The following is a 26,158-nucleotide window of genomic DNA, read 5'->3' on the forward strand; positions in this document are numbered from 1 at the left end:
CGCAGAGGTGGCATCGCATTGGCAGCCGGGCTTGATCGCCCTGCACGGGAATCAGACGGAGGTGCTGGCCGACACGGTGCTGGCATGGCTGGCTGCGCACCCGCTGGATGTGCTGGAGCCCGAGGTGGTGCTGGTGCAGAGCAACGGCATGGCCGAGTGGTTCAAGATGCGCATGGCCGAGCAGCTGGGCGTGTGCGCCGCCGCGCGCGTCGAACTGCCCGCGCGCTTTGTCTGGCGCAGCTACCGCCAGGTGCTGGGCCGCCAGGCCGTGCCGCGCGAATCGCCCCTGGACAAGACGCCCATGACCTGGCGGCTCATGCGCCTGCTGCCGCAGTGCCTGCATGACCCGGCCTTCGCCCCCATTGCAGGCTTTCTGCGCCCCGGCGAGCCCGAGCGGCTGCTGCAATTGGCCCAGCGCCTGGCCGACCTTTTCGACCAATACCAGATCTACCGCGCCGACTGGCTGGACGCCTGGGAGGCCGGGCATGACCTGCTGCCCATGCCCTTGCGCCCTGGTGTGGCGGACGCCCCGGTGCCCGAAGGCCAGCAGTGGCAGCCGCGCCTGTGGCGCGCCGTGCTGGCCGAGCTGGACGAGGACCAGCGCGGCGCCACGCGCGCGCGCCTGCAGGGCAGGGTGCTGGCCGCGCTGCAGTCCGGCGAGGCGCCGGCCGCGCCGCTGGCGCGCCGCGTGGTGGTGTTCGGCATCAGCCAGTTGCCGCTGAGCCTGCTGGAATTCCTGGCCGCCATTGCCCGCCACAGCCAGGTGCTGCTGGCCGTGCCCAATCCCTGCCGCTTCCATTGGGCCGACGCCATCGACGGGCGCGAGCTGCTGCGCATGGCGCGGCGCCGCCAGCCGCTGCGCGGAGGGCGCGATCTGGCGCAGCTGCCGCTGGAGGCCATGCACGCCCACGCCCATCCGCTGCTGGCCGCCTGGGGCCGGCAAAGCCGCGACTATGTGCGCCAGCTCGACGCCTTCGACACCACGGGTGCCGCCGCGCAGCTGCAGATGCCGCGCGTGGACCTGTTCGACGAAACCGATGCCGAGGACCTGCGCGCCGCGCCGCTGCTGGCCCAGGTGCAGCAGCGCATCCGCGACCTGGTGCCGCTGGCCGAGCACCCGCCGCTGGAGGTGGCGCGGGCCGACCGCTCCATCGTCTTTCACAGCGCCCACAGCGTGGTGCGCGAGCTGGAAGTGCTGCACGACCAGTTGCTGCAGATGCTGGCCCGGCCACCGGATCCTGCCCAGCCAGGGCAAGCGCCGCTGGCCCCGCGTGACGTGGTGGTCATGCTGCCGTCCATAGAGACGGCCGCGCCCTCGATACGTGCGGTCTTCGGCCAGTACGGCCGCCATGACCCGCGCCATATTCCCTTCGACATCGCCGACCTGGGTGCGCGCGCCAGCAGCCCGCTGGCCGTGGCCCTGCAATGGCTGCTGCGCCTGCCCCAGCAGCGCTGCCGGCTCAGCGAGCTGTGCGATCTGCTGGACGTCCCAGCGATTGCCGCGCGCATGGGGCTGGCGGCCGACGACCTGCCCCAGCTCACGCGCTGGATGGCCGGGGCCGGCATCCGCTGGGGACTCAATGCGCCGCAGCGCGGCGCCCTGGGCCTGCAGGCCTGCGGCGAGCACAACAGTGCCTGGTTCGGCCTGCAGCGCATGCTGCTGGGCTATGCCGGCGGCGTGGCGCAGGACGGCCAGGCCTTCGGCGGCATCGAGCCCTATGACGAAGTGGGCGGCCTGTCGGCCGAGCTGGCCGGCGTGCTGGCTGCGCTGCTGGAGCGCATGCTGGCCTGGTGGCGCGAGGCCGGGCGGCCCGCCACGCCCGAGGTCTGGGCGCAGCGCTTTCGCGCACTGCTGCAGGACTTCTTCAAGGCGCAGGACGATGAGGACGAGGCCATGCTGGCCGCGCTGGACGCCGCCCTCACGGACTGGCAGCGAGCCTGCGAGCAGGCCGGCTATGCGGACGCCGTGGAACTGGGCGTGGCCCAGGAGGCCTGGATGCAGGCGCTGGAGCAGCCCTCGCTGTCGCAGCGCTTTCGCGCCGGTGGCGTGACCTTTTGCACGCTGATGCCCATGCGGGCCATTCCCTTCGAGGTGGTCTGCCTGCTGGGTATGAACGATGGCGACTATCCGCGCCGCGCCATGCGCAGCGACTTCGACCTGATGGCGCTGCCTGGTCAGCAGCGCCCCGGCGACCGCGCGCGCCGCGACGATGACCGCCAGCTCATGCTCGAAGCCCTGCTGTCCGCACGCCGCGCGCTCTACATCAGCTGGACCGGCCACCATGTGCGCGACAACAGCGAGCAGCCGCCCTCGGTCCTGGTCTCCCAGCTGCGCGACTACCTGGAGACGGGCTGGCGCGGCGAAGGCGGCCAGCCGCTGTTGGCGCAGCGCACGCAGCAGCACCCGCTGCAGCCCTTCAGTCGCCGCTATTTCGAAGAAGGCTCGCCCTGGACCACCTATGCGCGCGAATGGCGGGCCGCGCATGCGCAGTCTGACGGCACGGACGCGTTGCCTGCGCTGCCCGCGCAGCCGCGCCCGCCCTTTGTCCCCGACGCCTCGGCGCCGCTGACGCTGGCCCGGCTCACCGATTTCCTGCGCCACCCGGCGCGCGCCTACCTGCGCCAGCGCCTGCAGGTGCGCTTCGAGCAGGAGGACAACCCCGTGGTGGACGAGGAACTGTTCCAGCTCGACGGCCTGACCGAATACCTTCTGGTGCAGCAGTTGCAGCAGCAGGTGGCGGCCGGCCTGGACGAGCCCGGGCAGGCGCCCCAGGCCATGGAAGACAGCGTGCGAGCGGCCGTGGCGCGCCTCACGCGCTCGGGGCGGCTGCCGCTGGCGGGGCTGGGCGAGCGCGGCGCGCGGGCGCTGCAGTCCTCGGTCACGCCTTCGCTGCGGGCCTGGCGCCAGCAACTGGATCGGTATGCCCATCCCGCGCCGCGCAGGCGGCTGCTGATCGAGGACGATGGCCTGGTGTTCGACGACTGGATCGACGGGCTGCGCCAGTCCTGCGAAACCGAAGAGTCCCCCGATGCGGACGACGCACGGTGCTGGCTGCTGCTGGACCCGCGCAACCTGCTCAATGCCAAGGGCAGGCCCCATGCCGACAAGCTCATGCCGGTCTACCTGCGCAGCCTGGCGCTGGCCGCCAGCGGCTCGCAGGCCGAGTTGCGCGTGGTGGCGCGCGACGGCCTGGTGCAGGTCCTGCCCATGGACCCCTCCGACGCGCTGGCACGGCTGCGTGAATTGATGGCCCTGTGGCGCGAAGGCCAGAACGGCCCGCTGCCCCTGCCGCTGCGCAGCGGCCTGGCCATGGCCGAAGGCTTTCCCGCTGCGGCTCAGCAGGCCTATGAGGGCGGCCATCTGGTCGGCGGCGAAGGCGAGGACCCGTCCTGGGCCCGCTGCTACCCGGACTTCGAACGCCTGAGCGCCGATGGCCGTTTCGAGGCCCTGGCCCATGCCGCCCACGCGCCGCTGCTCGACTGGGTGGCCGCGCAGGTGCAGGTCCTGCCGTACCAGGGGGAGGCGCAATGAGCGCGAGCGAAATGATCGGCGCCGTGACCGGCGATGTGGACGGCGACGTGACCGGCCATGTGCTCGACGCGCAGCGCTTCCCGCTGTGGGGCAGCCGCCTGATCGAGGCGAGCGCCGGCACCGGCAAGACCTGGACCATTGCCGCGCTCTACCTGCGCCTGGTGCTGGGGCATGGCGAGGGCAGCCTGGACGGCATCAGCAGCACGGCCTTCGAGCGCCCGCTGATGCCGCCCGACATCCTCGTCATGACCTTCACGCGCGCGGCCACGCGCGAGCTGTCCGACCGCATACGCAAGCGCCTGATCGAGGCCGTGCAGTGTTTTCGCGGCGAGGCCGAGCCCGCGCCCCATGACGGCTTCCTGCACGCGCTGCGCGAGGCCTACCCCGAAGGCGCGGCCCGTGAACGCGCGGCCTGGCGCCTGGCCATGGCGGCCGAATGCATGGACGACGCGGCCATCCACACCATCGACGCCTGGTGCCAGCGCATGCTGCGCGAGCATGCCTTCGACAGCGGCAACCTCTTCGACGAAACGCTGGAGCCCGACGAAAGCCAGCGCCAGACCGAGGCCGCGCAGGACTACTGGCGCCAGCAGTGCTACCCGCTGTCCGACGAGTTGCTGGACGAGGTCCTGAAGATCTGGCCCCACGTCGGCGCCCTGGTCGATGACATGCGCGCCCTGCTGCGCGAGCCACCCGTGCCCGGCGCGGGCGAGGGCAGCCTGGCCGACTGCCTGCAGCGCGCCATGGAGCAGCGCCGCAGCCGCCTGCTGGCCCTGGCGGCCGGCTGGGACGACAAGGCACAGCGCCTGCAGCGGTGGCTGGATGGACAGCTCGACGGCCATGGCGCGCTGTGGGACAAGCGCAAGCTGCAGCCCGCGCGCTACACCGGCTGGCTGGCCGCGCTGGCCGACTGGTCGCGCGCGCCGCTGGACGGCCCGCTGGCGCTGACCGAGGCCGCGCGCCACCGCCTCAGCCCCGAGGGCCTGGCCGAGGCCTTCAAGGGATCGGCCGGCGATGTGCTCATGCCGCTGGAGCTGGACGAGTTGCAGGCGCTGCTGGTGCAGCTGGAGCAACTGCCGCCCGTCAGCGTGGCCGTGCGCCTGCATGCGGCCGCGCGCGTGGCGCAGCGGCTGGCCCACCTCAAGCGCCAGGCTGGCAGCTTCGGCTTTGCCGACATGCTGCAGCGCCTGGATACGGCCCTGGCCGGCGACAACGGCGCCGTGCTGCGCGAGCGCATCCTGGCCCAGTACCCGGTGGCGTTGATCGATGAATTCCAGGACACCTCGCCGCTGCAGTACCGCCTGTTCGACCAGATCTACCGCACGGCGGCCAACGACCCGCACAGCGCTCTGCTGCTGATCGGCGACCCCAAGCAGTCCATCTACGGCTTTCGCGGCGCCGACATCCACAGCTACCTGCAGGCGCGCCGCGCCACCGAGGGCCGCCACTACGTGCTGGGCACCAACTACCGCTCCACCGAGGCGCTGGTGGGCGCCGTCAACCATTGGTTCGCGCAGGCCGAGCAGCGGCCGGGTGAGGGCGCCTTCATGTTCCGGCGCGGCAGCCACAACCCGCTGCCGTTCGAGCCCGTGGCCGCCCAGGGGCGCAGTGAACAGCTGCACACGCGCGACGGCGCCATGCCCGCCCTCACCGTGGCCTGGAGCGCGGGCCGCGACGAGGACACCGGCATTCCCCTGCCTTTGTCGGCCGACGAGGTGCGGCGCCGCTTTGCGGCCCATTGCGCCGAGCAGATCGTGCAGTGGCTGGCCGACCCGCAGGCCGGCTTTGTGCAGCCCGATGGCCGCCTTGTGCGCCTGCGGCCTGCCGACATCGCCGTGCTGGTGCGCACGGGCCGAGAGGCGGCCGCCGTGCGCCGCGAGCTGCAGGCACGCGCCGTGGCCTCGGTCTACCTGTCGGACCAGGATTCGGTGTTTGCCAGCGACGAGGCCCATGACCTGCTGTACTGGCTGCGCGCCGTCGCCGCGCCGCTGGACGCCCAGGCCGTGCGCGCGGGCCTGGCCACGCGGCTCATCGGCCTGTCGCTGGACGAGCTGGCCTGGCTGGCCGCCGACGAGGAAGCCTTTGACGTGCGCAGCGAGCAGCTGCGCGAACTGCACAGCATCTGGCTGCGCCTGGGCGTGCTGGCCATGCTGCGCCAGACCCTGTACCGGCTGGACCTGCCCGTGCGCTGGCTGCAGGACCCGGCCATGGGCGGCGAGCGGCGCCTGACCAACTACCTGCACCTGGCCGAGCTGCTGCAGACCGCCAGCGCCCAGCTGGAGGGCGAGCAGGCCCTGATCCGCTGGCTGGCCACCCAGATCGAGACGCCGGGCAGCGGCAGCGAAGAGCAGGTGGTGCGCCTGGAAAGCGATGCCGACCTGGTCAAGCTCGTCACCGTGCACAAGAGCAAGGGCCTGGAGTACCCGCTGGTCTGCCTGCCGTTTGCGGGCAGCTTTCGCCCCATGGAACGGGCCAGAACGCCCTTCCTGACCCTGTCCGCGCAGGACGAGTCGCAAGACGACGCGGCTCCGGCCCGCCGATTGCTGCTGGACTTCAGCGACGAGGAGCTTGCCCAGGCCGACCGCGAGCGGCTGCGCGAGGACCTGCGCCTGTTCTATGTGGCGCTTACCCGCCCGCGCCATGCGCTGTGGCTGGGCCTGGCCCCGCTCAAGCGCGGCAACGGCAAGGCCTGCGTGAACGAGCAGGGCGCAGCCGGCTACCTGCTGGGCGGCACCGAGCCGCGCTCGGCCCAGGGTTGGCGCGACGGCCTGCAGCAGCTGTGCGGCGAAGACCCGCACATGGCCTGGCGCGACCTGGATGCCGGGCCACTGCAGCGCACGCGCTGGCAGCCCCCGGCCGGCGCCACCCCGCTGCACGATGCCCCGGCCTACGACGCGCGCTTCGACACCCGCTGGGGCATCGGCAGCTTCTCGGCCCTGGTGCGTGCCATGGCCGCCCCCAGCCTGCCCGTGCTGCCCGTGGCCGTGCAGCGCCCGGCCGAGGATGAGCAGGCGCTGGAGCCGCCGCCATCGCCGGAACTGGCGGACATTGCCGGCCTGGCCGGCCTGCAGCTCCTGCAGGATGGACCGGCCGCTGGGCCTGCGGTCTGGCACCGCTTTCTGCGCGGCCCCGTGGTCGGCAACTTCGTGCACGACCAGCTGGAATGGCTGGGCGGCGAAGACTTTGCCCTGCCCGTGGACGGCCAGGGTGCGCTCGCTGATCGCCTGGTGCGCCGCTGCGAGCGCGCGGGCCGTGGCGAGCAGGCGCGCGACCTGCTGGCCTGGCTCACGGCCGTGGTCCACCAGCCGCTGGCGCCGCTCGATGTCACGCTGGCCACGCTGGGCCCGCAACTGTCCGAGATGGAGTTCTGGCTGCCCGCGCGCCAGCTGCCGGCCGAGCGCATCGACCAGCTGTGCCGGCGCTTCATCCTGCCGGGGCAGGACCGGCCCGCGCTGCCCCAGCGCTCGCTGCACGGCATGCTCATGGGCTTTGCCGACCTGGTGTTCTGCCACGAGGGCCGCTACTGGGTGCTTGACTACAAGAGCAACCACCTGGGCCCGGACGGCGCCGCCTACGGCCAGGAGGCCCTGGCCCGCGCCATGCTTCACCACCGCTACGACGTGCAGGCCGCGCTCTACCTGCTGGCCCTGCACCGGCTGCTGCGCAGCCGCCTGGGCACGGCCTACGAGCCGCAGCGCCAGCTGGGCGGCGCGCTGTACTACTTTCTGCGCGGCATCGATGGCCCGGCCGGTGGCATGCATGCCATGGCGCCCGAGTTGCCCTTGCTCGATGCGCTCGATGAACTGCTCGGCCCCGGCCGCGCCGATATGCAGGAGCCGCCATGAGCCCGCGCCCCCGTTCCCGGACCGTCGATACGGCCACGCTGGACCTGTTCGACGAACGGCCGGGCGACGACTCGCCGGGCGGCGAACCGCCGGGCGACGACTCGCTGGGCGCCGTGCCGCCAGACACCAATGAAGTGCTGGCCCTGCTGCGCCGCTGGGCCGATGCCGGCCTGCTGCGGCGCCTGGATGCGGCGCTGGCCTCCTTCGTCGCCGGGCAGGATGCGCAGGCCGGGCCCGCCTCGCTGGTGGCCGCCGCGCTGCTGGCGCAGATGGAGGGGCGCGGCCACAGCTGCCTGCCCCTGGCACCGCTGGCCGGCAACCCCAACGACGTGCTGGCCTGGCCCGCCGAGGCGCTGCCCGCGCAGCAGGCTCTGTGGCAGATGCTGCCTGCGCGCCTGTCCGGCTGGGTGGCGGCGCTGGGTGCCAGCCCCGTGGTGCGTGTGATCGGCGACGCGGGCCAGGATGGCGGCGAGGACCTTGGCCAGCCCTTGGTGCTGGCCGGTGCCGACGGCCCCGCGCCGCTGCTGTACCTGCGCCGCTACTGGGACTACGAGCGCGCCGTGGCCACCCATGTCATCCAGCGCACGGCGGCGCAGGCCGTGGCCGGCCAGCCGCTGGACGAAGCCCTGGCCCGCCACTGGCTGGACCGCCTGTTCCCGCCTGCGGCGGAGGGCGGCCCCGTGGACTGGCAGAAGCTGGCCTGCGCGCTGGCGCTGCGCGGCCGGCTGTCGGTGATCACGGGCGGCCCCGGCACCGGCAAGACCTATACCGCCGCGCGGCTGCTGGCACTGCTGTTTGCCACGGCGCCAGACGCCGGCCAGCTGCGCGTGGCCCTGGCCGCGCCCACGGGCAAGGCGGCTGCGCGCCTGAAGCAATCGATCGACGGGGCCTTGCTGCAATTGCAGGGCAGCATGGGCGGCGAGATCGACCTGGCGGGCCTGGTGCAGCGCATGGGCGCGGCGCGCACCCTGCACTCCATGCTGGGCGCGCGGCCCGATACGCGGCACTGGGGATTCCATGCGGGCCGGCAGCTGGACGTGGACGTGCTCATCGTCGATGAGGCCTCCATGGTCCACCTGGAGATGATGGCGGCGCTGCTGGAGGCACTGCCGGCCGGCGCCCGCCTGGTGCTGCTGGGCGACAAGGACCAGCTGGCATCGGTGGAGGCGGGCGCCGTGCTGGGCGACCTGTGCCGCGATGCCCAGGCCGGACGCTACCTGCGGGACACGCTGGACTATGCGCTGCGCGTGGCCGGCCAGGCGGTGCCGCCGCAGTTCGCGGCGCCGGTAGGCGACCGGCCTCCGGCTCTTGCGCAACACACCGTCATGCTGCGCGAAAGCCGGCGCTTCGGTGGTCCCATCGGCCAGTTGGCGCGCGCCGTGAATGCCGGCCACGCCGCGCAGGCCCAGGCCTTGCTCGATGCCGGCACGCAAGGCGGTACGCACTCCGAACTCTGGGAGCGCCAGGGCGGCGGCGTGCAGGCCGTGACCGAACTGGCCGTGCGCGGGCGCGGCGGCCTGGCCAGTTATGCGCTGTATGCCAGGGCGCTGCAAAACAGGCCGGCTGCGGACGGCGGCTACGAGGCCGCGCACCGGGCCTGGGTGGTCGATGTGCTGCAGGCCTTCGAGCGCTTCCGGCTGCTGTGCGCCGTGCGCGAGGGGGACTGGGGCGTGTCCGGCCTCAACCGGGCGGTGGAGCAGGCCCTGGAAGCGCAGGGCGCGATCCGCCGCAGCGGCGAATGGTATGCGGGCCGGCCCGTCATGGTCACGCGCAACGATGCGCAGCTGGGCGTGTTCAACGGTGACATCGGCATTGCGCTGCCGGGTGGGGCGCAGGGTGGGTCGCATGGCGGGGCACAGGGGGGGCCGCAGGGTGGGCCCGGGCAGCCGCTGCGCGTGTACTTCCTGCAGGGTGACGAGCTGCGCTCGGTCGGTGTCAGCCGCCTGGCCCATGTGGAGACCGCCTTCGCCATGACGGTGCACAAAAGCCAGGGCTCGGAGTTCGAGCACACGGCCCTGGTGCTGCCCTCGCGCGGCGGCAGCGTGCTGGGGCGCGAGCTGGTCTACACCGGCATCACGCGCGCCCGCCAGGCCTTCTCGCTGTTCTCCGAGGTGCCGGGCCTGCTGGCCTCGGCCGTTGGCAGCCCCACGCAGCGCGCCAGCGGGCTGCTGCGCTGGCTGCAGGACTGAGGCGGGCAGGGCGGCGGCTCAGGCCGGAGTCTTGTCGCTGGCGTAGCGGGACATCATCAGCGCCGTATTGGTCTTGCGGTCGGCATTGACCTGCTGCACCGTGGGCCGCTCGGCCATGCGCGCCAGGTACTCGCGCACGGGCAGGTCGGCCAGCACGTCGCGCCCGCCAACGATCTTGCTGGCTGCGCTGACCAGGGGCAGGTGGACGATGGCGCAGCAGTCGGCCAGCGTGAAGCTGTCGCCCGCCACAAAGGGTGAGAAACGCGCGAGTTTGGCGAAGGCCGCCACGTTCTTGTCGAGCTGGGCCAGCGTGCGCTCCCGGGTGGAGTCGCTGACCTGGCCACCGAAGAAGGCCTGCGGGTAGAGGATGCGCGCCACCAGTTCCAGGTGCAGGTCCAGGTACACGCACAGCTCGCGCACCTTGGCGGCCTCGAAGGCGTCGGCCGGCAGCAGGGCCGGCGAGGGCGACAGCGTCTCCACGTACTCGACCATGGCGGCCGACTCGCACAGGCCACGGCCGTCGTCGATGCGCAGGTACGGCACCTTGCCCAGCGGCGACAGTGCCATGTCGGTCTCGCCCAGCCAGTCCAGTTCCTCGTTGAAGGGCAGCTGCTTTTCCAGCAGGGCCAGCTTGACCTTGTTGTAGTAGTTGCTGGCCGCGAATCCGCACAGGGTGAGCATGGGTGTCTCCTTGGGTTGTTTGTGGTGAAGGCGAGGGTGCGCGCCTGTGATGGTAGGGGCGGGCAGGGCATGGCGCGGTCCCGGAGATGACGACTGGGGCAGACCCCTAGAATGGCGCCATGCCGCTTCGCCTGCCCTCCACCTTGGCTGCCTGCGCCCGCTGGGTGCTGGGGCTGTGGCTGTGCGTGGCGCTGGCATCGGCGTTTGCGCCGCTGGCGCGTGCCTCGGGCTGGGAGCGCCTGTGCTCGGCCGCTGGCGAATCGGTCTGGGTGCCATCGCCGGCCGGTCAGGACAATGCCCTTGCCGGCAGCCACGGCATCGACTGCCCGCTGTGCCTGCCCCCGCTGGCGCCGCCGCCCGCCCGGTGCAGTGCGGCCCCGGCACCGCTGATGGCAGATGCGCAGCCACGGGCGCACCCGGCCTCCGTCCACAGCGTGGCCATGCCGGCCTTGCCGCAGGCCCGCGCCCCGCCCCGGTGACTCCCCATTTCAATCCCTGCCTCTTTCGCTTGGCTTTTGTTTTTGCAAGGCACACAGACCGTGCTGCAACGTATTGAATTTTCTGGAGAAACCGTGATGACACTGCGTCAATGGACCACCCCTTTCCTGATCGCCGCCTCCCTGTCCATGGGTCTGGCCCATGCCCATGCCGATGCGGCCCACGTCAAGGCCGACGCCGCCTGGGCGCGTGCCAGCGTGCCGGGCCAGCAGGCCACGGGCGCCTTCATGCGCCTGACGGCCGAGGAGCCGCTGCGCCTGGTGGGCGTGGAGTCGCCCGCCGCCGGCGTGGCCGAGGTGCATGAAATGAAGATGGAAGGCGATGTGATGCGCATGCGCGCCATCGACGGCCTGGACCTGCCCAAGGGCGTGGCCGTGGACCTGAAGCCCGGCGGCTACCACGTCATGCTGCAGCAGCTCAAGAGCCCGCTGCTCAAGGACAGCCAGGTGCCCATCACCCTGGTGTTCAAGGATGCCAAGGGCGAAACCTCGCGCCTGAGCCTGCAGGTCCCCGTGCGCGCCATGGCGCCCGGCGCGGCGGCTGCCCCGGCAGCGGGCCACGGCGGCGGCCACGCAGGCCATTCGCACTGAGCCAGCGCCATTGCACCGGGTTTGTGCGCAGCCGCATGCGCATGACTTGCCGTGGACTTGGCGTGTGCCTGGGTTAAGCTGGGAGCATGGCCGGCATCCTTCGCCGGCATGCTCTTCCAACCCAGTCCTAGCGAGTGCTGCCATGAGTGACGCGTCCTCCTTCGGTTTCGGCAAGTTCATCCCCGGTTTCGACTTCCTGCAGGGCCTGGCCCAGAGCGCGGGATCGGCCACGGCCCGGCCCCTGGGGCGCCTGCCCGAATGGGTGGCGCCCACGGTGAGCATCGAGGAGGTGGACAAGCGCATCACCGAACTCAAGGCCGTGCAGTTCTGGCTGGACCAAAATGGCAAGGCGCTGGCCGCCACCATCCAGGCCCTGGAAGTGCAGCGCATGACGCTGTCCACCCTGCAGGGCATGAACGTCAGCATGGGTGAACTGGCGCAGGCCTTCCAGTTCCCCGCCGCTGCAGCCGCCACCGCTGCTGCAGCCACTGCGGGCAAAGGCACCGCCAGCGCGGGGCAGTCCGACCACTCGGACTGGCCCATGTCCTCCGCCGGCAAGGCCGGCAAGCAGGAAAAGCCGCAGGCCGCGCCCGCACAGCCCCCTGCCGAGCCGCCTGCAGCTGCTGCGGCCGCTGCATCCGCGGATGCCGGCAGCAAGGCCTCCGGCTCTGAGGCTTCTGCGCCCAAGGACGAGCCGGCCCAGGCCGCCGCCATGGGCCAGGCCATGCAATGGTGGGGCGCACTGACCCAGCAATTCCAGCAGATCGCCGCCAAGGCCATGGCCGAGCCCATGGCCCCCGAGGCCGTGGCTGCCGCACAGCGCGCCACCGGCATGGCCGGCGACATCGCCAAGGCCGCCATGGACCGCATGACGGCCCAGGCTGGCGCCTTCGCCGCGCAGGCAGGCAAGGCGGCTGCACCGGCGGCCAAGGCCCCGGCCGGAGCTGCCAAGGCGGCTGCGAAAGCCCCACCGAAAGCTCCGGCCAAAGCGCCAGCCAAGGCGGCGGCCAGGAAGACGGCGGCAAAGACCACCGCAAAGACAACAGCCAAGGCACCGGCCGCAGGCAAGGCGCCGGCCAAGAGCCGGCCACCGCGCTGAGCGGGACGGCGGCACCCATGGATGGTCTAGAGCCCTCCGCAAGCCGGGCGCTGGCAGGGCTAGAAAGAAGGTTGGAATGTCGTTGTTTCCTGTAGGCCATGCCAGCCATTCCGACTGGCGCGCCGCGGCCGATGCGGTGCTGCTGCAACTGCGCTCGCAGATGGCCGATCCGGGCCACGCGCAGCGCCCCCGACTGGGCCTGGTGTACCTGTCCCACGCGCATGCCGCCCATGCAAGACCGTTGCTGCAGCATCTGGCCAGGGCCTTGCCCCATGTGGCGGACTGGGCTGGCTGCTCGGCCGGTGGCGTGCTGGCCATGTCCCATGAATACCTGTCCGGTTCCGCGCTCGCGGTGATGCTGCTCGATGTGCCGGCGGCGCACTACCGCCTGTATTCGGGCCTGGCGCCGTTGCATGCGCCGGGCGGCGAGGCCGGGTTCACGGCCCATTCGGCCCTGGTCCATGCCGGAGGCGGCCAGCCCGAGCTGGCCGAGTTGCTGTACGAGCTGTCCGAGCGCACCGAGTCCGGCCTGCTGTTCGGCGGCGTGGGCGATGACGGGGACGATGGCGTGGAGGGCGTACAGATCGCCTGCCGCACCGAGGACCTGCATGCGCAGCATGCGGATGCGCGCGGCATTTTTAGCGGAGGCTTCTCGGGCGTGGCCTTCGGTGCGGGCGTGCCCTGCATCACGGGCATGGCCCAGGGCTGCGTGCCGCTGGGCGAGGGCCTGGAGATCACCGAGGCGCGCGGCGCCCTGGTCACCGGGCTCAATGGCGATCCGGCCTTGCAGCGCCTGCTGCAACTGCTGGGCGTGGAGCTGGAAGGCAGCGACTGGCAGCCCGCGCTGACCACGGTGCGCAGCACGCTGGCGGCCATTGCGCCGCCGGGCCGGGGCATGGCCCACGGCGTGCTCACCGAAGAGGCCCAGGTGCTGACCCTGGTCGGGCTGGACCCGCTGCGCCAGGGCGTGGCCCTGTCATCGGCCGTGGAGGCCGGGCATTCGGTGATCTTCTGCCGCCGCCAGGCCCAGGTCGCGCGCCAGGAACTGCTGCAACTGGGCGCTGCGCTGCGCGATGCGGCGGAGCCCGAGGAGGCGGCGCCCGAAGGCGAGGCACAGCCCCGCATCCGTGGCGCCATCTACATCAGTTGCCGGGGCCGCGGCGGCGGCCTGTTCGGCGGCCCCGATGCCGAGCTGCGCACCCTGCGCCACGCACTGGGCGATGTGCCATTGATCGGCTTCGTCGCCGAAGCCGAGATCATGGACGCCCGCCTGCACCGCTTCGCCGGGGTGTTGACGGTGTTCACTGCCTAGGCGTCGTACACGCCGTACACACCGTCTGCACCTCAGACCGCGCGCGGGCGCACCGTGCCTGCGCTGCGATCCGGGTCCATGGCTGCGGCTCCCAGAAAATCGAAATCCACGGCCGGCTGCCTGCCGCTGACCAGATCGGCCAGCGCCATGCCGGAGCCGCAGGCATGGGTCCAGCCCAGCGTGCCGTGGCCGGTGTTCAGGAACAGGTTGGCGATGGGCGAGCGTCCGATCAGCGGCACATTGCTGGGCGTGGCGGGGCGCAGGCCGCTCCAGAACTGGGCGCGCCCGGTATCGCCGGCGCCGGGGAACAGCTGCTGCACGCGCCGCACGATGGCCTCGCAGCGCACGGGGTCCAGGTTGCGGTCGTAGCCGTTGAACTCGGCCGTGCCGGCAATGCGCAGGCGGTCGCCCTGCGCGCCGGTGTAGCGCGAGAACACCAGCTTGAACTCATCGTCCGTGAGGCTGACCTGGTAGGCCTTGGCGGGGTCCAGCACCGGCAGGGTCACGGAGTAGCCCTTGGCCGGGTAGATGGGCAGGCGCAGCCCCAGCGGCTGGGCCAGCAGCGGGCTGAACGAGCCCATGGCCAGCACATAGGCGTCGCCCTGGATGCGTTCGTAGCGGCCATCGGCATTGGTCACCTCCACATGGTCAATATGGCGGCTTGCGCCCGCACCCGTGGTGCGCAGCGCCATGACGTGGTGGCCGTGGCGGAACTGCACGCCCGTGGTGGTGGCAATGCGTGCCAGCTCGCGCGTGAAGAGGTTGGCGTCGCCCGATTCATCCTCGGCCGTATAGGTGGCGCCCGCTATCTGCCCGCGCACATGGGCCAGGGCCGGCTCCAGGCGCACGGCTTCGTCGGCGTCGATCAGGCGGCGGTCGCAGCCCAGGGCCTGCATCTGCTCGGTGGGCTTGAGAGCGCCCTCGAACTCGCGGGCGTTCGTGTAGAAGTGCAGGATGCCCTGCATGCGCTGCTCGTACTGGATGCCGGTGTCCGACCGCAGCTGCTGCAGGGCCTCGCGGCTGTAGGTGCCCAGGCGAACGATCTGCTGGATGTTGTGGCGCGTGCGCGCGGGCGTGCAGTTGCGCAGGAAGGACAGGCCCCAGAGCCACTGGCGCATGTCGGCGCGCAGGCGGAACAGCAGGGGGGCGTCCTGCCGGCCCAGCCAGCCCAGCAACTTCAGCGGTGCGCCGGGGTTGGCCCAGGGTTCGGCATGGCTGACCGAGATCTGCCCGCCGTTGGCAAAGCTGGTTTCGGCGCCGGGCGCAGCCTGGCGGTCGATGACGGTCACTTCATGACCGAGAGATTGCAGATAGTAGGCCGAGGCGGTGCCGATCAGGCCGGCTCCGAGAACGATGACGCGCATGACAATGCCCTTTCAAAGGCATGTGCCGGTCACGCGGAAGCTGGTAGCTATGGATTCAATAGCAAGCAGCCGGCGTCCGTCGTGACGCAGCTGCCGCTCCCCCTGTCCTTGGTACCTGAGAGATTCACCGCCGTCCATGGGAACGGGGCTTGCTCCTTCGGTGCGCCGCATATTGCGTGCGGCGGCTCTCCAGACGGCATGTTGTGTTTGCAGTACGGAACCTGAGCGTGTATGGGAGTTTGCGCCTTCGGTGAGGCTCGGCACCGTGGTGCCCGCCTGCTCTCCTGCAGGGGCGATTCTATGTGGCTTGCGCAGCCGGTTCCAGTCGTACTGGGGATACCACCAGTTACTACCTGTATGTGGTGTGGCCGATTCAGGGTATTCCCTATATCGCTCAAGCGCCTCCCTCGTAGCGCTGGCACGAGCCTTCGATTTCATGTAAAAAAACTATTGAAATAGAAAAAAACATGATTTAGCCTATCGATGTGTGCAGTGGTTTGTCAGTGCATGTTCTGGTCGATTGGACCTGCATGGGTTAACCATGAGTTGTGTATATGTCTGATAGGCGACTTACCGTTGCACAGGTGCAGGTCCATGGAAACTGGCCCGGCACTGAAAAAATACAAGCACGGTGAATATGGTTTGTGGAGGGAGGAATGATTTGCGTCGCAAACCCGACTGAAGGTGTGTCCGGCTCAATGGGCAGCGGAGCAGCTCGCAAACGTTGATGGAAATCCACCTTTTTGATTGACGCGCAGGATCTGCGCGAAACATTTTGCTTCCAACCTCACCGGCTGCAAGGTGAGTTGTGAGCTCGTGATTCAAATAGAACTATTCGAGGTACGGCGATGCAAATGCGCTGGGTACAACTGATGGCCATTGCCATTGGGAAAATCATTTTCCTGTCATATCTCCTTGAGAAAACGGGGAATATCATGCATGCTCTCAATCGCCTGCCTGGTTCGGCATTTTTTCGCAAGTGGCGTGCAGCGAAGTGCCTTTTCTCTTTGCTGCTGCTTTCATGCGCGGGTATCTCATCCACGGCACTCGCGGCGACCATCGTTTTCACGGTCACCGACAACAGCGACGCTCCAAATGCCAATGCAACGACACCAACCACCTGTGTCAGCACGCTGGGGGGTACCTTTGCTGGCGCATGTACGCTGCGAGCGGCCATTCAGGCAGCCAACTACACGCTACAAACGCTGGATCCGAGTGCCGATGTTTCCATCGTCTTTGCGCCGACACTGTCTACGTCGGTACGAACCATACAGAGCGGGACATCCAAGGATGCGGCGGGAAACCTCCATCCGTATGTCGACAATCAGACGGTTTACGTGCGCTGTGCCAACACATTCGTCAGCGGAGCCCAGTCCGGCGCCGTGACGGGAGCCACCAATGCCTGTGGTCAAACCCAGATGATCAGCGGCGGCGATACGGGCACCACCACTGGTGCCGGTGGTGCCTGGTACTGGCTCAAAGGCACCGTGCCAGCCGGCACGGGCTCATTGACCATCGATTTCGGGGGAGTCATACAAGTCCAGAACTGGGCGGACTCCGCCTGGGAAACTTTTTATCTTGGTGGGAAGAACATCACGCTCACCAATTCGCCCAACATGACCTGTGGCGAAGCGGTATTCGTCGTTGGCTCCCCGGCGAACAATGTCACCATTGATCGCGTCGGCCTGGTGAATGTGGCGCCAACCCCTGCGGGAGAGGGGACGCCGTTCAACTGCGAGCTGTACGCGGAGATTCATCAAGGCGCACAAAACGTATTCTTTACCAATAGCACGATCAATTCCGCGATATGGAATGGAAATTACGGCAATAACAAGGGCTCGGCCATTTCCGTTGCCGCAAGCAACGGTGCAGGCACGGTTTCCAACATCGTTGTCGATAATTTCACGGTAACGAATCTGCCCAACCCTATCGGGGGAATGCAGCTTGAGCAGTTTTTCCAGGTCATGTCGAACATGACCGTCAACGGATTGACGATCAAAAATTCGAATATCGCACTGAGCCCGACTGGTGGAAATGCGCCCAGGGCCGTGGTGTCGGTTGATGGAACGATCAGCCTGGCCAATGGAATTGGTCTGGCCGTGACGGGTAATACCTTCTCGCTGCCTATCGCCGCCTATACCGGGTCATCGCCAACGCATGTGTCGGCACCAACGGTGAATACGGCAGCCTCAGGCACGACGCAGGTAGTGACGGTGACCGATAACAACTTCACTGGCGGCGGGGACGGGGTGAATATCGGTGGTACGGGTACGGCACCAGGATTGATTGGCAACAACAAGATGACAAGCCAGTCGAGAAGTGCCATTCGTATCACTACGCGTGATTTCTTCAAGATTTCTCAGAACACGCTGTTTTCCGTGCCTGTGGCTGCAAACTCAGGCATCAGTTTGCTGACGACGGGCAATGGACAAACCGGATGGACCCCCACCCTTGGCGTTGGCGCCAGTGACACCGCCGCCTGCACCTGGACATTCAATATCACGGCAAATGCCAATGCGAGCGAGCCGGCACCGTATACGGTGGAAGCCTTTTGGTCGCCGACCGGCGCGGGCGTCAACGATGCGCAGGTCTATCTGGGCTCCGAAACCATGGCCGGAGCCTCGGGAACGCTGACCGTTCCTTCGTATCTCAGCGGCCAGGTGCGAGTCACAGTGACGGACAGCAATTCCGGCGGAGCCCAGACCTCGCAGCTTTCAACGGCGGCAAGCGTCACCGGTTTTCCCTGTGCCCTGAAATCTGGCGTTCTGGCGACGACCAACAATCAACCTGTCGGCAGCAGCGACTTGCTGGAGGTCTACATTGTTGACGGCCAAGGCAATGCCTGGACGGGGGGCAGTGACACCGTTACCTTCGCAGCGCCGCCTGCAGGTGTCACGTTCAATGGCAGTTCCGCCGCAGTCAGCTGCACGACCAACTCCAGCGGAAAGTGCGCGTCTCCCATCAATGCCAGCAGCAGTGTCGCCGGAACATTCACGACACCCGTGACCTTGTCGTCGTCAGTCGCTGGTGCCACGTTCTCCAATCTTCCATTGGGTGGAAGTCCGGTATCTGGCGCAGTGACCTATCAGCCTTCGCCGGTTGCTTACAGCTTCACCGGGCTGCCGGCCAGCACGAGTGGGTCTGAAATCGCCGCGAGTCCGCCATCGATTGCGGCCAACGGCGTCTCCACCAGCACCTTGGCCGTGCAGTTGAAGGATGCTTTAGGCAACCTTGTCACCACCTGTACCGATACGGTGGCCTTCACCCTCAATGCGGGGACGCAAGGCGTTCCTGCCGTCAGCGTCACGGGCTGCAGTGCCGGCATGTATACGGGGACGGTGACATCGCCGGTGCTGGTCGGCAGCGGAACCTTCGGGTTCACCATCAACGGGTCTGCGGCTGTTGCCACCGCAACGGTCTCCTATGTGGCCGCAACGCCGAGCACGAGTGCATCGACGATAGTCGCCACACCGACATCGATCGTGGCCAACGGCAGCTCCACCAGCGTGCTGCGCGTGCAACTGGTCGATGCCAGCAGCAATCCGATCAACACCTGCACGAACACGGTGGCATTCACCCTGAACGGCGGAACGCAGGGAACGCCGAGTGTGGGCGCGGCCTCATGTACTGCCGGCATCTATACGGGCACCGTCACATCGCCCACGGCGGTCGGCAGCGGGATCTTCGGATTCACCATCAACGGCTCTGCCGCAGTTGCTACGGCTTCAGTGAGCTACACGGCGGGTCCGCCAAGTACCAGCGCCTCGACCATCGTTGCGAGTCCGACCTCGATCATTGCCAATGGCACCGCAACCAGCACATTGACGGCGCAGCTCAAGGATGCGTCAGGCAATTCGATTGCAACCTGTGCCAATACGGTGGCCTTCACGCTGAACAGCGGAACACAGGGCTCGCCTGCGGTCGGCGCGGGGTCGTGCAGCGCAGGGGTGTACACGGCAACCATCACGGCACCTACCGCAGTCGGCAGTGGCACCTTTGGTTTCACCATCAATGGCTCGGCCGCCACGGCTACGGCTGTGGTGAACTACACGGCCGGCTCGCCCAGCAATGGCGCGAATGGAAACCTGATCAGTGCCAGTCCGCTCAGCGTTGTCGCAGACAACACTGCCACGAGCTCGATCAGCGTGGCCCTGCGCGATGCCAATGGCAATCCCGCCACGGATACGGTGGCACACACGATTGTCTTCACCAAAACGGGCGTGGGCACGACCACGCCAGCCGCACCCACGTGCACGATCGCGGCCAACGCCAATCCGGCCACCTGCTCCGTGACGGTGAAATCGGCCGCGGTCGGCACCGCAAGTTTCACGGCAACGGACAACGGAACGGCCGTGAGCAATGGCAGTCCGGTATCGGTCAACTTCATTGCCGGGCCGCCCAGCAATACAGCCAGTGGCAATCTGCTCAGTGCCACGCCGCTCTCGGTGATGGCCGACGGTACGAGCACCGGCACGGTGACCGTCGCACTGCAGGACGCCAATGGCAATGCAACCGTCGATACGGTCGCCCACACCATCGGCTTTGTCCATATCGGCGCCGGCACGCCGTCGGCAACTTCCTGCACGATTGCGGCCAATGCGAATCCAGCGCGCTGCTCCATCACGGTGACATCCACCGTGGCGGGTGCGGCGAGCTTCACAGCCACGGACAACAACGGCACCACCACCCAGAGCGTGGCAAACGGCAGCCCGGCCGTGATCAACTTCACGGCCAATGCCGCCGACCCCGCCAAGTCGGGGGTGCGTACCGTCACCAGTCCGGTCACGGCCAATGGCTCGGCGACAGATGTGCTTGAAGCGTTTGTGGGAGATGTCAACGGCAATCCGGTGGCCGGAAGCGTTGTCACGTTCTCTCCCACCGCAAACATCACCTTCAGCGGTACCTGCACCACCAATGCGGCCGGTACCTGCCAGGTCACCGCCAAGACAACCGTCGCGGGTTCCTACACTTCCGGCGCAAGCATCGCGAGCGGCGCATTGAGCGGCAGCGGCGTCAGCGCCGGTGGCAATACGTACGGTGCGACGGCTGCCTATGTCTTTACGGCAGGTGCCGTCGATCCCGCCAATTCGACCATGTCGGTCGATGCGAACAACCAGGCAGCTGGCGGCGGCCAGGACGTCGTTTCCGTGGTCACCAAGGATGCGTTCGGCAATCCGGTCACCGGCGTTGCCGTGAACTTCAGCGTGACGCCTGCCGGAGCGGCGCCTGCCGCCGCCAGTTGCACGACTGCGGGTGCGGCGGCGACCTGCTCGGTGTCGTTCACCAGCGTGACCGCATCGACTTACTCGGCTGCCGCCACGGTGGGTGCAACTGCCATCGGCAACAGCCCGCAATCGATGGCCTTTGTCGCCGGCAATGCCTCGGCAAGCAATTCGGGCCTGCGTGTCGTGAGCGACAACGCGGCGGCAAATGGCACGGCAACCGATGTGGTGGAAGCGTATGTGCGCGATGCCGGTGGCAATCCCAAGGGCGGCGAGGTCGTCACCTTTGCCGGTGCTGCCGGCGTGAAGCTGAACGGTGGCGCGGCAGGTGCGTCGGCCACGTGCACCACTGGAACAAGCGGCACAACTCTGGGCATCTGCTCGATCACTGCCACCAGCACAGCGAGTGGTACCTACAGCATCGCCACCAGCATTCCTGCAGGAACCCTGGGTGGCACGTTCACCGTGGGAGCAAACGCGTATTCGCCAAGCGCCGCACAAATTCATTTTGTGAGCGTGGTGAACCTCAGTGTCACCAAGGCCAACCCTGGCAGCTTGGCTGTGGGTACGCCCTTCAACTACGCGTTCTCCGTGTCCAACGCTGCCAGTGCCTTCGGTCCTGCCAACAGCGTGACCATCAAGGACCTGGTGCCTGCGGGTATCAGCATCACGGGCGTGCCGACCGGAGCGAACGTGGCCAGTGCGACCTGCACGCCCAATACCTTCCCGTTTGCGGGCAATGGCAGCTCCGTGCTGACTTGCACGGTGAACTTCACTGCGGCAGTGGCGGCGGGTGGCAACACCAGCTTCAACCTGCCGGCTGTGCCGACGGCGGTGGGTTCGAGCACGAACACAGCCTCGTACGATCCATCGGGCGGCATCAGCCCCGTCAATCCGACGGCGGGTTGCACGACGGATTGCGCATCGACGCCTTCCACGCCGGTCACGCCTGGTACGCCAGCGCTGACGGTCACCAAGGCCAATCCCGGCAGCCTGGCTGTGGGCACGCCGTTCAACTACGCGTTCTCCGTGTCCAACGCTGCCGGTGCCTTCGGTCCCGCCACCAGCCTGACCATCAAGGACCTGGTGCCGGCAGGCATCAGCATCACAGGCGTGCCGACCGGTGCGAACGTGGCTAGCACGACCTGCACGCCCAACACCTTCCCGTTTGCGGGTAATGGCAGCTCCGTGCTGACGTGCACGGTGAACTTCACTGCGGCAGTGGCGGCCGGTGGCAGCACCAGCTTCAACCTGCCAGCTGTTCCGACGGCTGCGGGCTCGAGCACGAACACGGCCTCCTACGATCCGTCGGGCGGCATCAGCCCGGTCAATCCGACGGCCGGCTGCACAACAGACTGCGCTTCCACACCGGTGACTCCAGTCACGCCTGGCACGCCTGCGTTGACGGTTACCAAGGCCAACCCGGGTAGCCTGGCTGTGGGCACGCCCTTCAACTACGCGTTCTCCGTGTCCAACGCTGCCGGTGCCTTCGGCCCCGCCACCAGCGTGACCATCAAGGACCTGGTGCCTGCGGGCATCAGCATCACGGGCGTGCCGACCGGTGCAAACGTGGCCAGTGCGACCTGCACGCCCAACACCTTCCCCTTCGTGGGCAATGGCACGGCGATCCTGTCTTGCACGGTGAATTTCACTGCGGCAGTGGCGGCCGGTGGCAACACCAGCTTCAACCTGCCGGCTGTGCCGACGGCTGTGGGGTCGAGCACGAACACGGCTTCCTACGATCCGTCGGGCGGCATCAGCCCGGTCAATCCGACGGCGGGTTGCACGACAGACTGCGCTTCTACGCCGGTGACTCCGGTCACACCGGGTACGCCTGCGTTGACGGTCACCAAGGCCAATCCCGGCAGCCTGGCTGTGGGCACGCCCTTCAACTACGCGTTCTCCGTGTCCAATGCTGCCAGTGCCTTCGGTCCTGCCAACAGCGTGACCATCAAGGACCTGGTGCCTGCGGGTATCAGCATCACGGGCGTGCCGACCGGAGCGAACGTGGCCAGTGCGACCTGCACGCCCAACACCTTCCCGTTTGCGGGCAATGGCAGCTCCGTGCTGACGTGTACGGTGAGCTTCACCACACCGGTGGCAGCTGGCAGCAACAGCAGCTTCAACCTGCCAGCTGTGCCGACGGCTGTGGGTTCGAGCACCAACACGGCCTCCTACGATCCGTCGGGCGGCATCAGTCCCGTCAATCCGACGGCCGGTTGCACGACGGATTGCGCATCGACGCCTTCCACGCCGGTGACCCCTGGCACGCCTGCGCTGACGGTTACCAAGGCCAACCCGGGTAGCCTGGCTGTGGGGACACCCTTCAACTACGCGTTCTCCGTGTCCAACGCTGCCAGTGCCTTCGGTCCCGCCACCAGCGTGACCATCAAGGATCTGGTGCCGGCAGGCATCAGCATCACGGGTGTGCCGACCGGCGCAAACGTGGCCAGTGCGACCTGCACGCCCAATACCTTCCCCTTCGTGGGCAATGGCACGGCGATCCTGTCTTGCACCGTGAGCTTCACCACCCCGGTGGCAGCTGGCAGCAACAGCAGCTTCAATCTGCCGGCTGTGCCGACGGCTGTGGGTTCGAGCACCAACACGGCCTCCTACGATCCGTCGGGTGGCATCAACCCTGTCAATCCGACGGCAGGGTGCACAACAGACTGCGCGTCGACACCCACCACACCGGTCACGCCTGGTACGCCAGCGCTGACGGTCACCAAAGCCAACCCCGGTAGCTTGGCTGTGGGGACTGCGTTCAACTACGCCTTCACGGTAGCGAATGCGGCTGGAGCGTTTGGCCCTGCCAACAGCGTGACCATCAAGGACCTGGTGCCGGCAGGCATCAGCATCACGGGCGTGCCGACCGGTGCGAACGTGTCCAGTGCAACCTGCTCGCCCAATACCTTCCCGTTTGCGGGTAACGGCAGCTCCTTGCTGACGTGTACGGTGAACTTCACTGCGGCAGTGGCGGCCGGTGGCAGCACCAGCTTCAACCTGCCGGCTGTGCCGACGGCGGTAGGCTCGAGCACGAACACGGCTTCCTACGATCCGTCGGGCGGAATCAGCCCGGTCAATCCGACGGCTGGTTGCACGACAGACTGCGCTTCCACGCCGGTGACTCCGGTCACGCCAGGCACGCCTGCGCTGACGGTCACCAAGGCCAACCCCGGTAGCCTGGCTGTGGGGACTGCGTTCAACTACGCGTTCTCCGTTTCCAACGCTGCCAGTGCCTTCGGTCCCGCCACCAGCGTGACCATCAAGGACCTGGTGCCTGCAGGCATCAGCATCACGGGCGTGCCGACCGGTGCAAACGTGGCCAGCGCGACCTGCACGCCCAACACCTTCCCCTTCGTGGGCAATGGCACGGCGATCCTGTCTTGCACGGTGAGCTTCACGACCTCGGTCGCGGCCGGTGGCAACACCAGCTTCAACCTGCCAGCTGTGCCGACGGCGGTGGGTTCGAGCACCAACACGGCCTCCTACGATCCATCGGGCGGCATCAGCCCGGTCAATCCGACGGCCGGTTGCACGACAGACTGCGCTTCCACGCCGGTGACTCCGGTCACGCCAGGCACGCCTGCGCTGACGGTCACCAAGGCCAACCCGGGTAGCCTGGCTGTGGGCACGCCGTTCAACTACGCCTTCACGGTAGCGAATGCGGCTGGAGCCTTCGGCCCCGCCACCAGCGTGACCATCAAGGACCTGGTGCCTGCAGGCATCAGCATCACGGGCGTGCCGACCGGTGCGAACGTGTCCAGTGCGACTTGCACGCCTAATACCTTCCCCTTCGTGGGCAATGGCACGGCGATCCTGTCTTGCACGGTGAGCTTCACCACGCCGGTGGCGGCTGGCAGCAACAGCAGCTTCAACCTGCCAGCTGTGCCGACGGCTGTGGGTTCGAGCACCAACACGGCCTCCTACGATCCGTCGGGCGGAATCAGCCCGGTCAATCCGACGGCGGGTTGCACGACGGATTGCGCATCGACGCCTTCCACGCCCGTCACGCCAGGCACGCCTGCGTTGACGGTCACCAAGGCCAATCCCGGCAGCCTGGCTTTGGGGACTGCGTTCAACTACGCCTTCACGGTAGCGAATGCGGCTGGAGCCTTCGGCCCCGCCACCAGCGTGACCATCAAGGACCTGGTGCCGGCAGGCATCAGCATCACGGGCGTGCCGACCGGCGCAAACGTGGCCAGCGCGACCTGCACGCCTAATACCTTCCCCTTCATGGGCAATGGCACGGCGATCCTGTCTTGCACGGTGAACTTCACTGCGGCAGTGGCGGCCGGTGGCAACACCAGCTTCAATCTGCCGGCTGTTCCGACGGCTGTGGGGTCGAGCACGAACACGGCCTCCTACGATCCAGCGGGTGGCATCAACCCGGTCAATCCGACGGCGGGTTGCACGACGGATTGCGCATCGACGCCTTCCACGCCGGTGACGCCTGGTACGCCAGCGTTGACGGTCACCAAGGCCAACCCCGGCAGCCTGGCTGTGGGGACTGCGTTCAACTACGCGTTCTCCGTGTCCAACGCTGCCAGTGCCTTCGGTCCTGCCACCAGCGTGACCATCAAGGACCTGGTGCCGGCAGGCATCAGCATCACGGGCGTGCCGACCGGCGCGAACGTGGCCAGCGCGACCTGCACGCCAAACACCTTCCCGTTTGCGGGCAATGGCAGCTCCGTGCTGACGTGCACGGTGAACTTCACTGCGGCAGTGGCGGCCGGTGGCAACACCAGCTTCAATCTGCCGGCTGTGCCGACGGCTGTGGGCTCGAGCACGAATACGGCTTCCTACGATCCGTCGGGTGGCATCAGCCCGGTCAATCCGACGGCAGGTTGCACTGTGAACTGTGCATCGACACCAGCAACGCCGGTCACTCCCAGCACGCAGGTGCCGGTGGCTCCGACGCTGACGGTTTCGCCGACCACGGTGGGAGGCTATCCGCAGATTTCCGGCACCGGCACGCCGGGCTACACGATCACGGTGAAGGATGGCTCGACGACGCTGTGTACGGCAATCGTCGCGGCCGATCAGACGTGGAGCTGCACGCCAGGCGGCGGCTTGCCGACGCCGGGTCTGCACACGATCAGCGCGACCCAGACCAATCCTGGCAATGGCAATACCGGACCTGCCACAACGACTTCGCTCAACGTGCTCGGAAAGACCTTCACGGGTCCGACAGCCACCGGGGCAGGCAATGCCACGGCGACCTTGAGCGGTGGTGGCGCGGGCTGCGGGTTCGATGTGTCGCAGTCGTCCTTCGTCGCGGCTGCGGCGGGTGCGCCGGGCCAGTTGAGCTTCCCGTACGGCAATGTGCACTTCGTGGCCCGCGGCTGTACGGCCAGCAGCTCGATCACGGTCAGCGTCACCTGGCCGGGTCCGGTGACCGGCATGGCGTACTGGAAGTTCGGTCCAGCGTCCGCAGGGGCGGCGGACTCCTGGTATCAGCCTCCGGGTGCGGTGGTGTCGGGCAATACGACCTCGGTGGTGGTCACCGATGGCGGCCAGGGTGATGATGATCGCGCAGCCAATGGCGTGATCGTGGATCCCAGCGGTCCGGCGCGTGTGGGTGCGGCACCGGATGCCACGCCGATTCCTGCGCTCGAACCGCGCATGCTCGCCATGGCCATGCTGCTGATGCTGGCCGCAGGCCTGTGGAATCTGCGTCGCAGACGCGGTTGACACACGGTTGAAGAGGAGCTGAACCATCGCCTGCCGAACCTGTTTCGGCAGGCGATTTCCATTGGGCGCAGGCGCTGCATCCCGGCGGCTCAAGCCTGCCCGTAACCCCAGGCCGCCTTGCGGGCCTATCGC

At 68.0% G+C, this 26,158-nt stretch carries 10 protein-coding genes and 1 riboswitch; of the genes, 8 read left to right on the forward strand and 2 right to left on the reverse strand.

The features are described from left to right. Positions 1-7 precede the first annotated feature (7 nt). From recC to recD, 3 genes are read left to right on the forward strand one after another with little or no spacing between them, the layout of a single operon-like run. Positions 8-3,532, forward strand: a complete 3,525-nt coding sequence (recC, locus tag IB269_RS26575) for an exodeoxyribonuclease V subunit gamma (RefSeq protein WP_192368722.1) — start codon at positions 8-10, stop codon at positions 3,530-3,532. Beyond that, positions 3,529-7,377: an exodeoxyribonuclease V subunit beta gene (gene recB, locus IB269_RS26580; protein WP_192368723.1), complete on the forward strand. Its 3,849-nt coding sequence runs from the start codon at positions 3,529-3,531 to the stop codon at positions 7,375-7,377. The genes recC and recB overlap by 4 nt, the downstream gene beginning before the upstream one ends. After that, the gene (recD, locus tag IB269_RS26585; protein ID WP_192368724.1) at positions 7,374-9,566 is read left to right on the forward strand and encodes an exodeoxyribonuclease V subunit alpha; all 2,193 of its coding nucleotides are present in this window, start codon (positions 7,374-7,376) and stop codon (positions 9,564-9,566) included. Before recB ends, recD begins: the two co-directional genes overlap by 4 nt. Positions 9,567-9,584: 18 nt before the next feature. On the opposite strand, the gene IB269_RS26590 is transcribed toward recD, so the two are convergent. Further along, positions 9,585-10,247 carry a glutathione S-transferase family protein gene (locus IB269_RS26590; protein ID WP_012202455.1) on the reverse strand — a complete coding sequence of 221 codons (663 nt, stop codon included), beginning with the start codon at positions 10,245-10,247 and terminating at the stop codon, positions 9,585-9,587. 119 nt (positions 10,248-10,366) lie between these two features. Between IB269_RS26590 and IB269_RS26595 the strand changes: the two genes are divergently transcribed. The 4 genes from IB269_RS26595 (at position 10,367) to IB269_RS26610 (ending at position 13,746) form a co-directional block, all read left to right on the forward strand. Then, entirely contained in the window at positions 10,367-10,726 is a 360-nt protein-coding gene (locus IB269_RS26595) for a hypothetical protein (RefSeq protein ID WP_013800287.1), read from the forward strand. A gap of 96 nt (positions 10,727-10,822) precedes the next feature. Continuing rightward, positions 10,823-11,335: a copper chaperone PCu(A)C gene (locus IB269_RS26600; RefSeq protein WP_013800288.1), complete on the forward strand. Its 513-nt coding sequence runs from the start codon at positions 10,823-10,825 to the stop codon at positions 11,333-11,335. A gap of 142 nt (positions 11,336-11,477) precedes the next feature. Beyond that, positions 11,478-12,434, forward strand: a complete 957-nt coding sequence (locus IB269_RS26605; RefSeq protein WP_192368725.1) for a PhaM family polyhydroxyalkanoate granule multifunctional regulatory protein — start codon at positions 11,478-11,480, stop codon at positions 12,432-12,434. Positions 12,435-12,510: 76 nt separating this feature from the next. Next, a complete protein-coding gene (locus tag IB269_RS26610; protein ID WP_034397936.1) occupies positions 12,511-13,746 on the forward strand; it encodes an FIST N-terminal domain-containing protein in 1,236 nt (411 codons plus the stop codon). Positions 13,747-13,778: 32 nt separating this feature from the next. On the opposite strand, the gene IB269_RS26615 is transcribed toward IB269_RS26610, so the two are convergent. Continuing rightward, positions 13,779-15,110, reverse strand: coding sequence for a D-amino acid dehydrogenase (locus IB269_RS26615; RefSeq protein ID WP_097204483.1), 1,332 nt, complete (start codon positions 15,108-15,110; stop codon positions 13,779-13,781). 92 nt (positions 15,111-15,202) lie between these two features. After that, a riboswitch (glycine riboswitch) is annotated at positions 15,203-15,313 on the reverse strand. Between the two features lie 651 nt (positions 15,314-15,964). Here IB269_RS26615 and IB269_RS26620 point away from each other — a divergent pair. Beyond that, on the forward strand, positions 15,965-26,026 hold the full coding sequence (locus IB269_RS26620; protein WP_225614308.1) for a beta strand repeat-containing protein: 10,062 nt from the start codon (positions 15,965-15,967) through the stop codon (positions 26,024-26,026). The last annotated feature ends 132 nt before the right edge of the window (positions 26,027-26,158 follow it).

Source organism: Delftia sp. DLF01 (genome assembly GCF_014852125.1).
In the GTDB taxonomy this organism is placed as follows: Bacteria; Pseudomonadota; Gammaproteobacteria; order Burkholderiales; family Burkholderiaceae_C; genus Comamonas; species Comamonas acidovorans.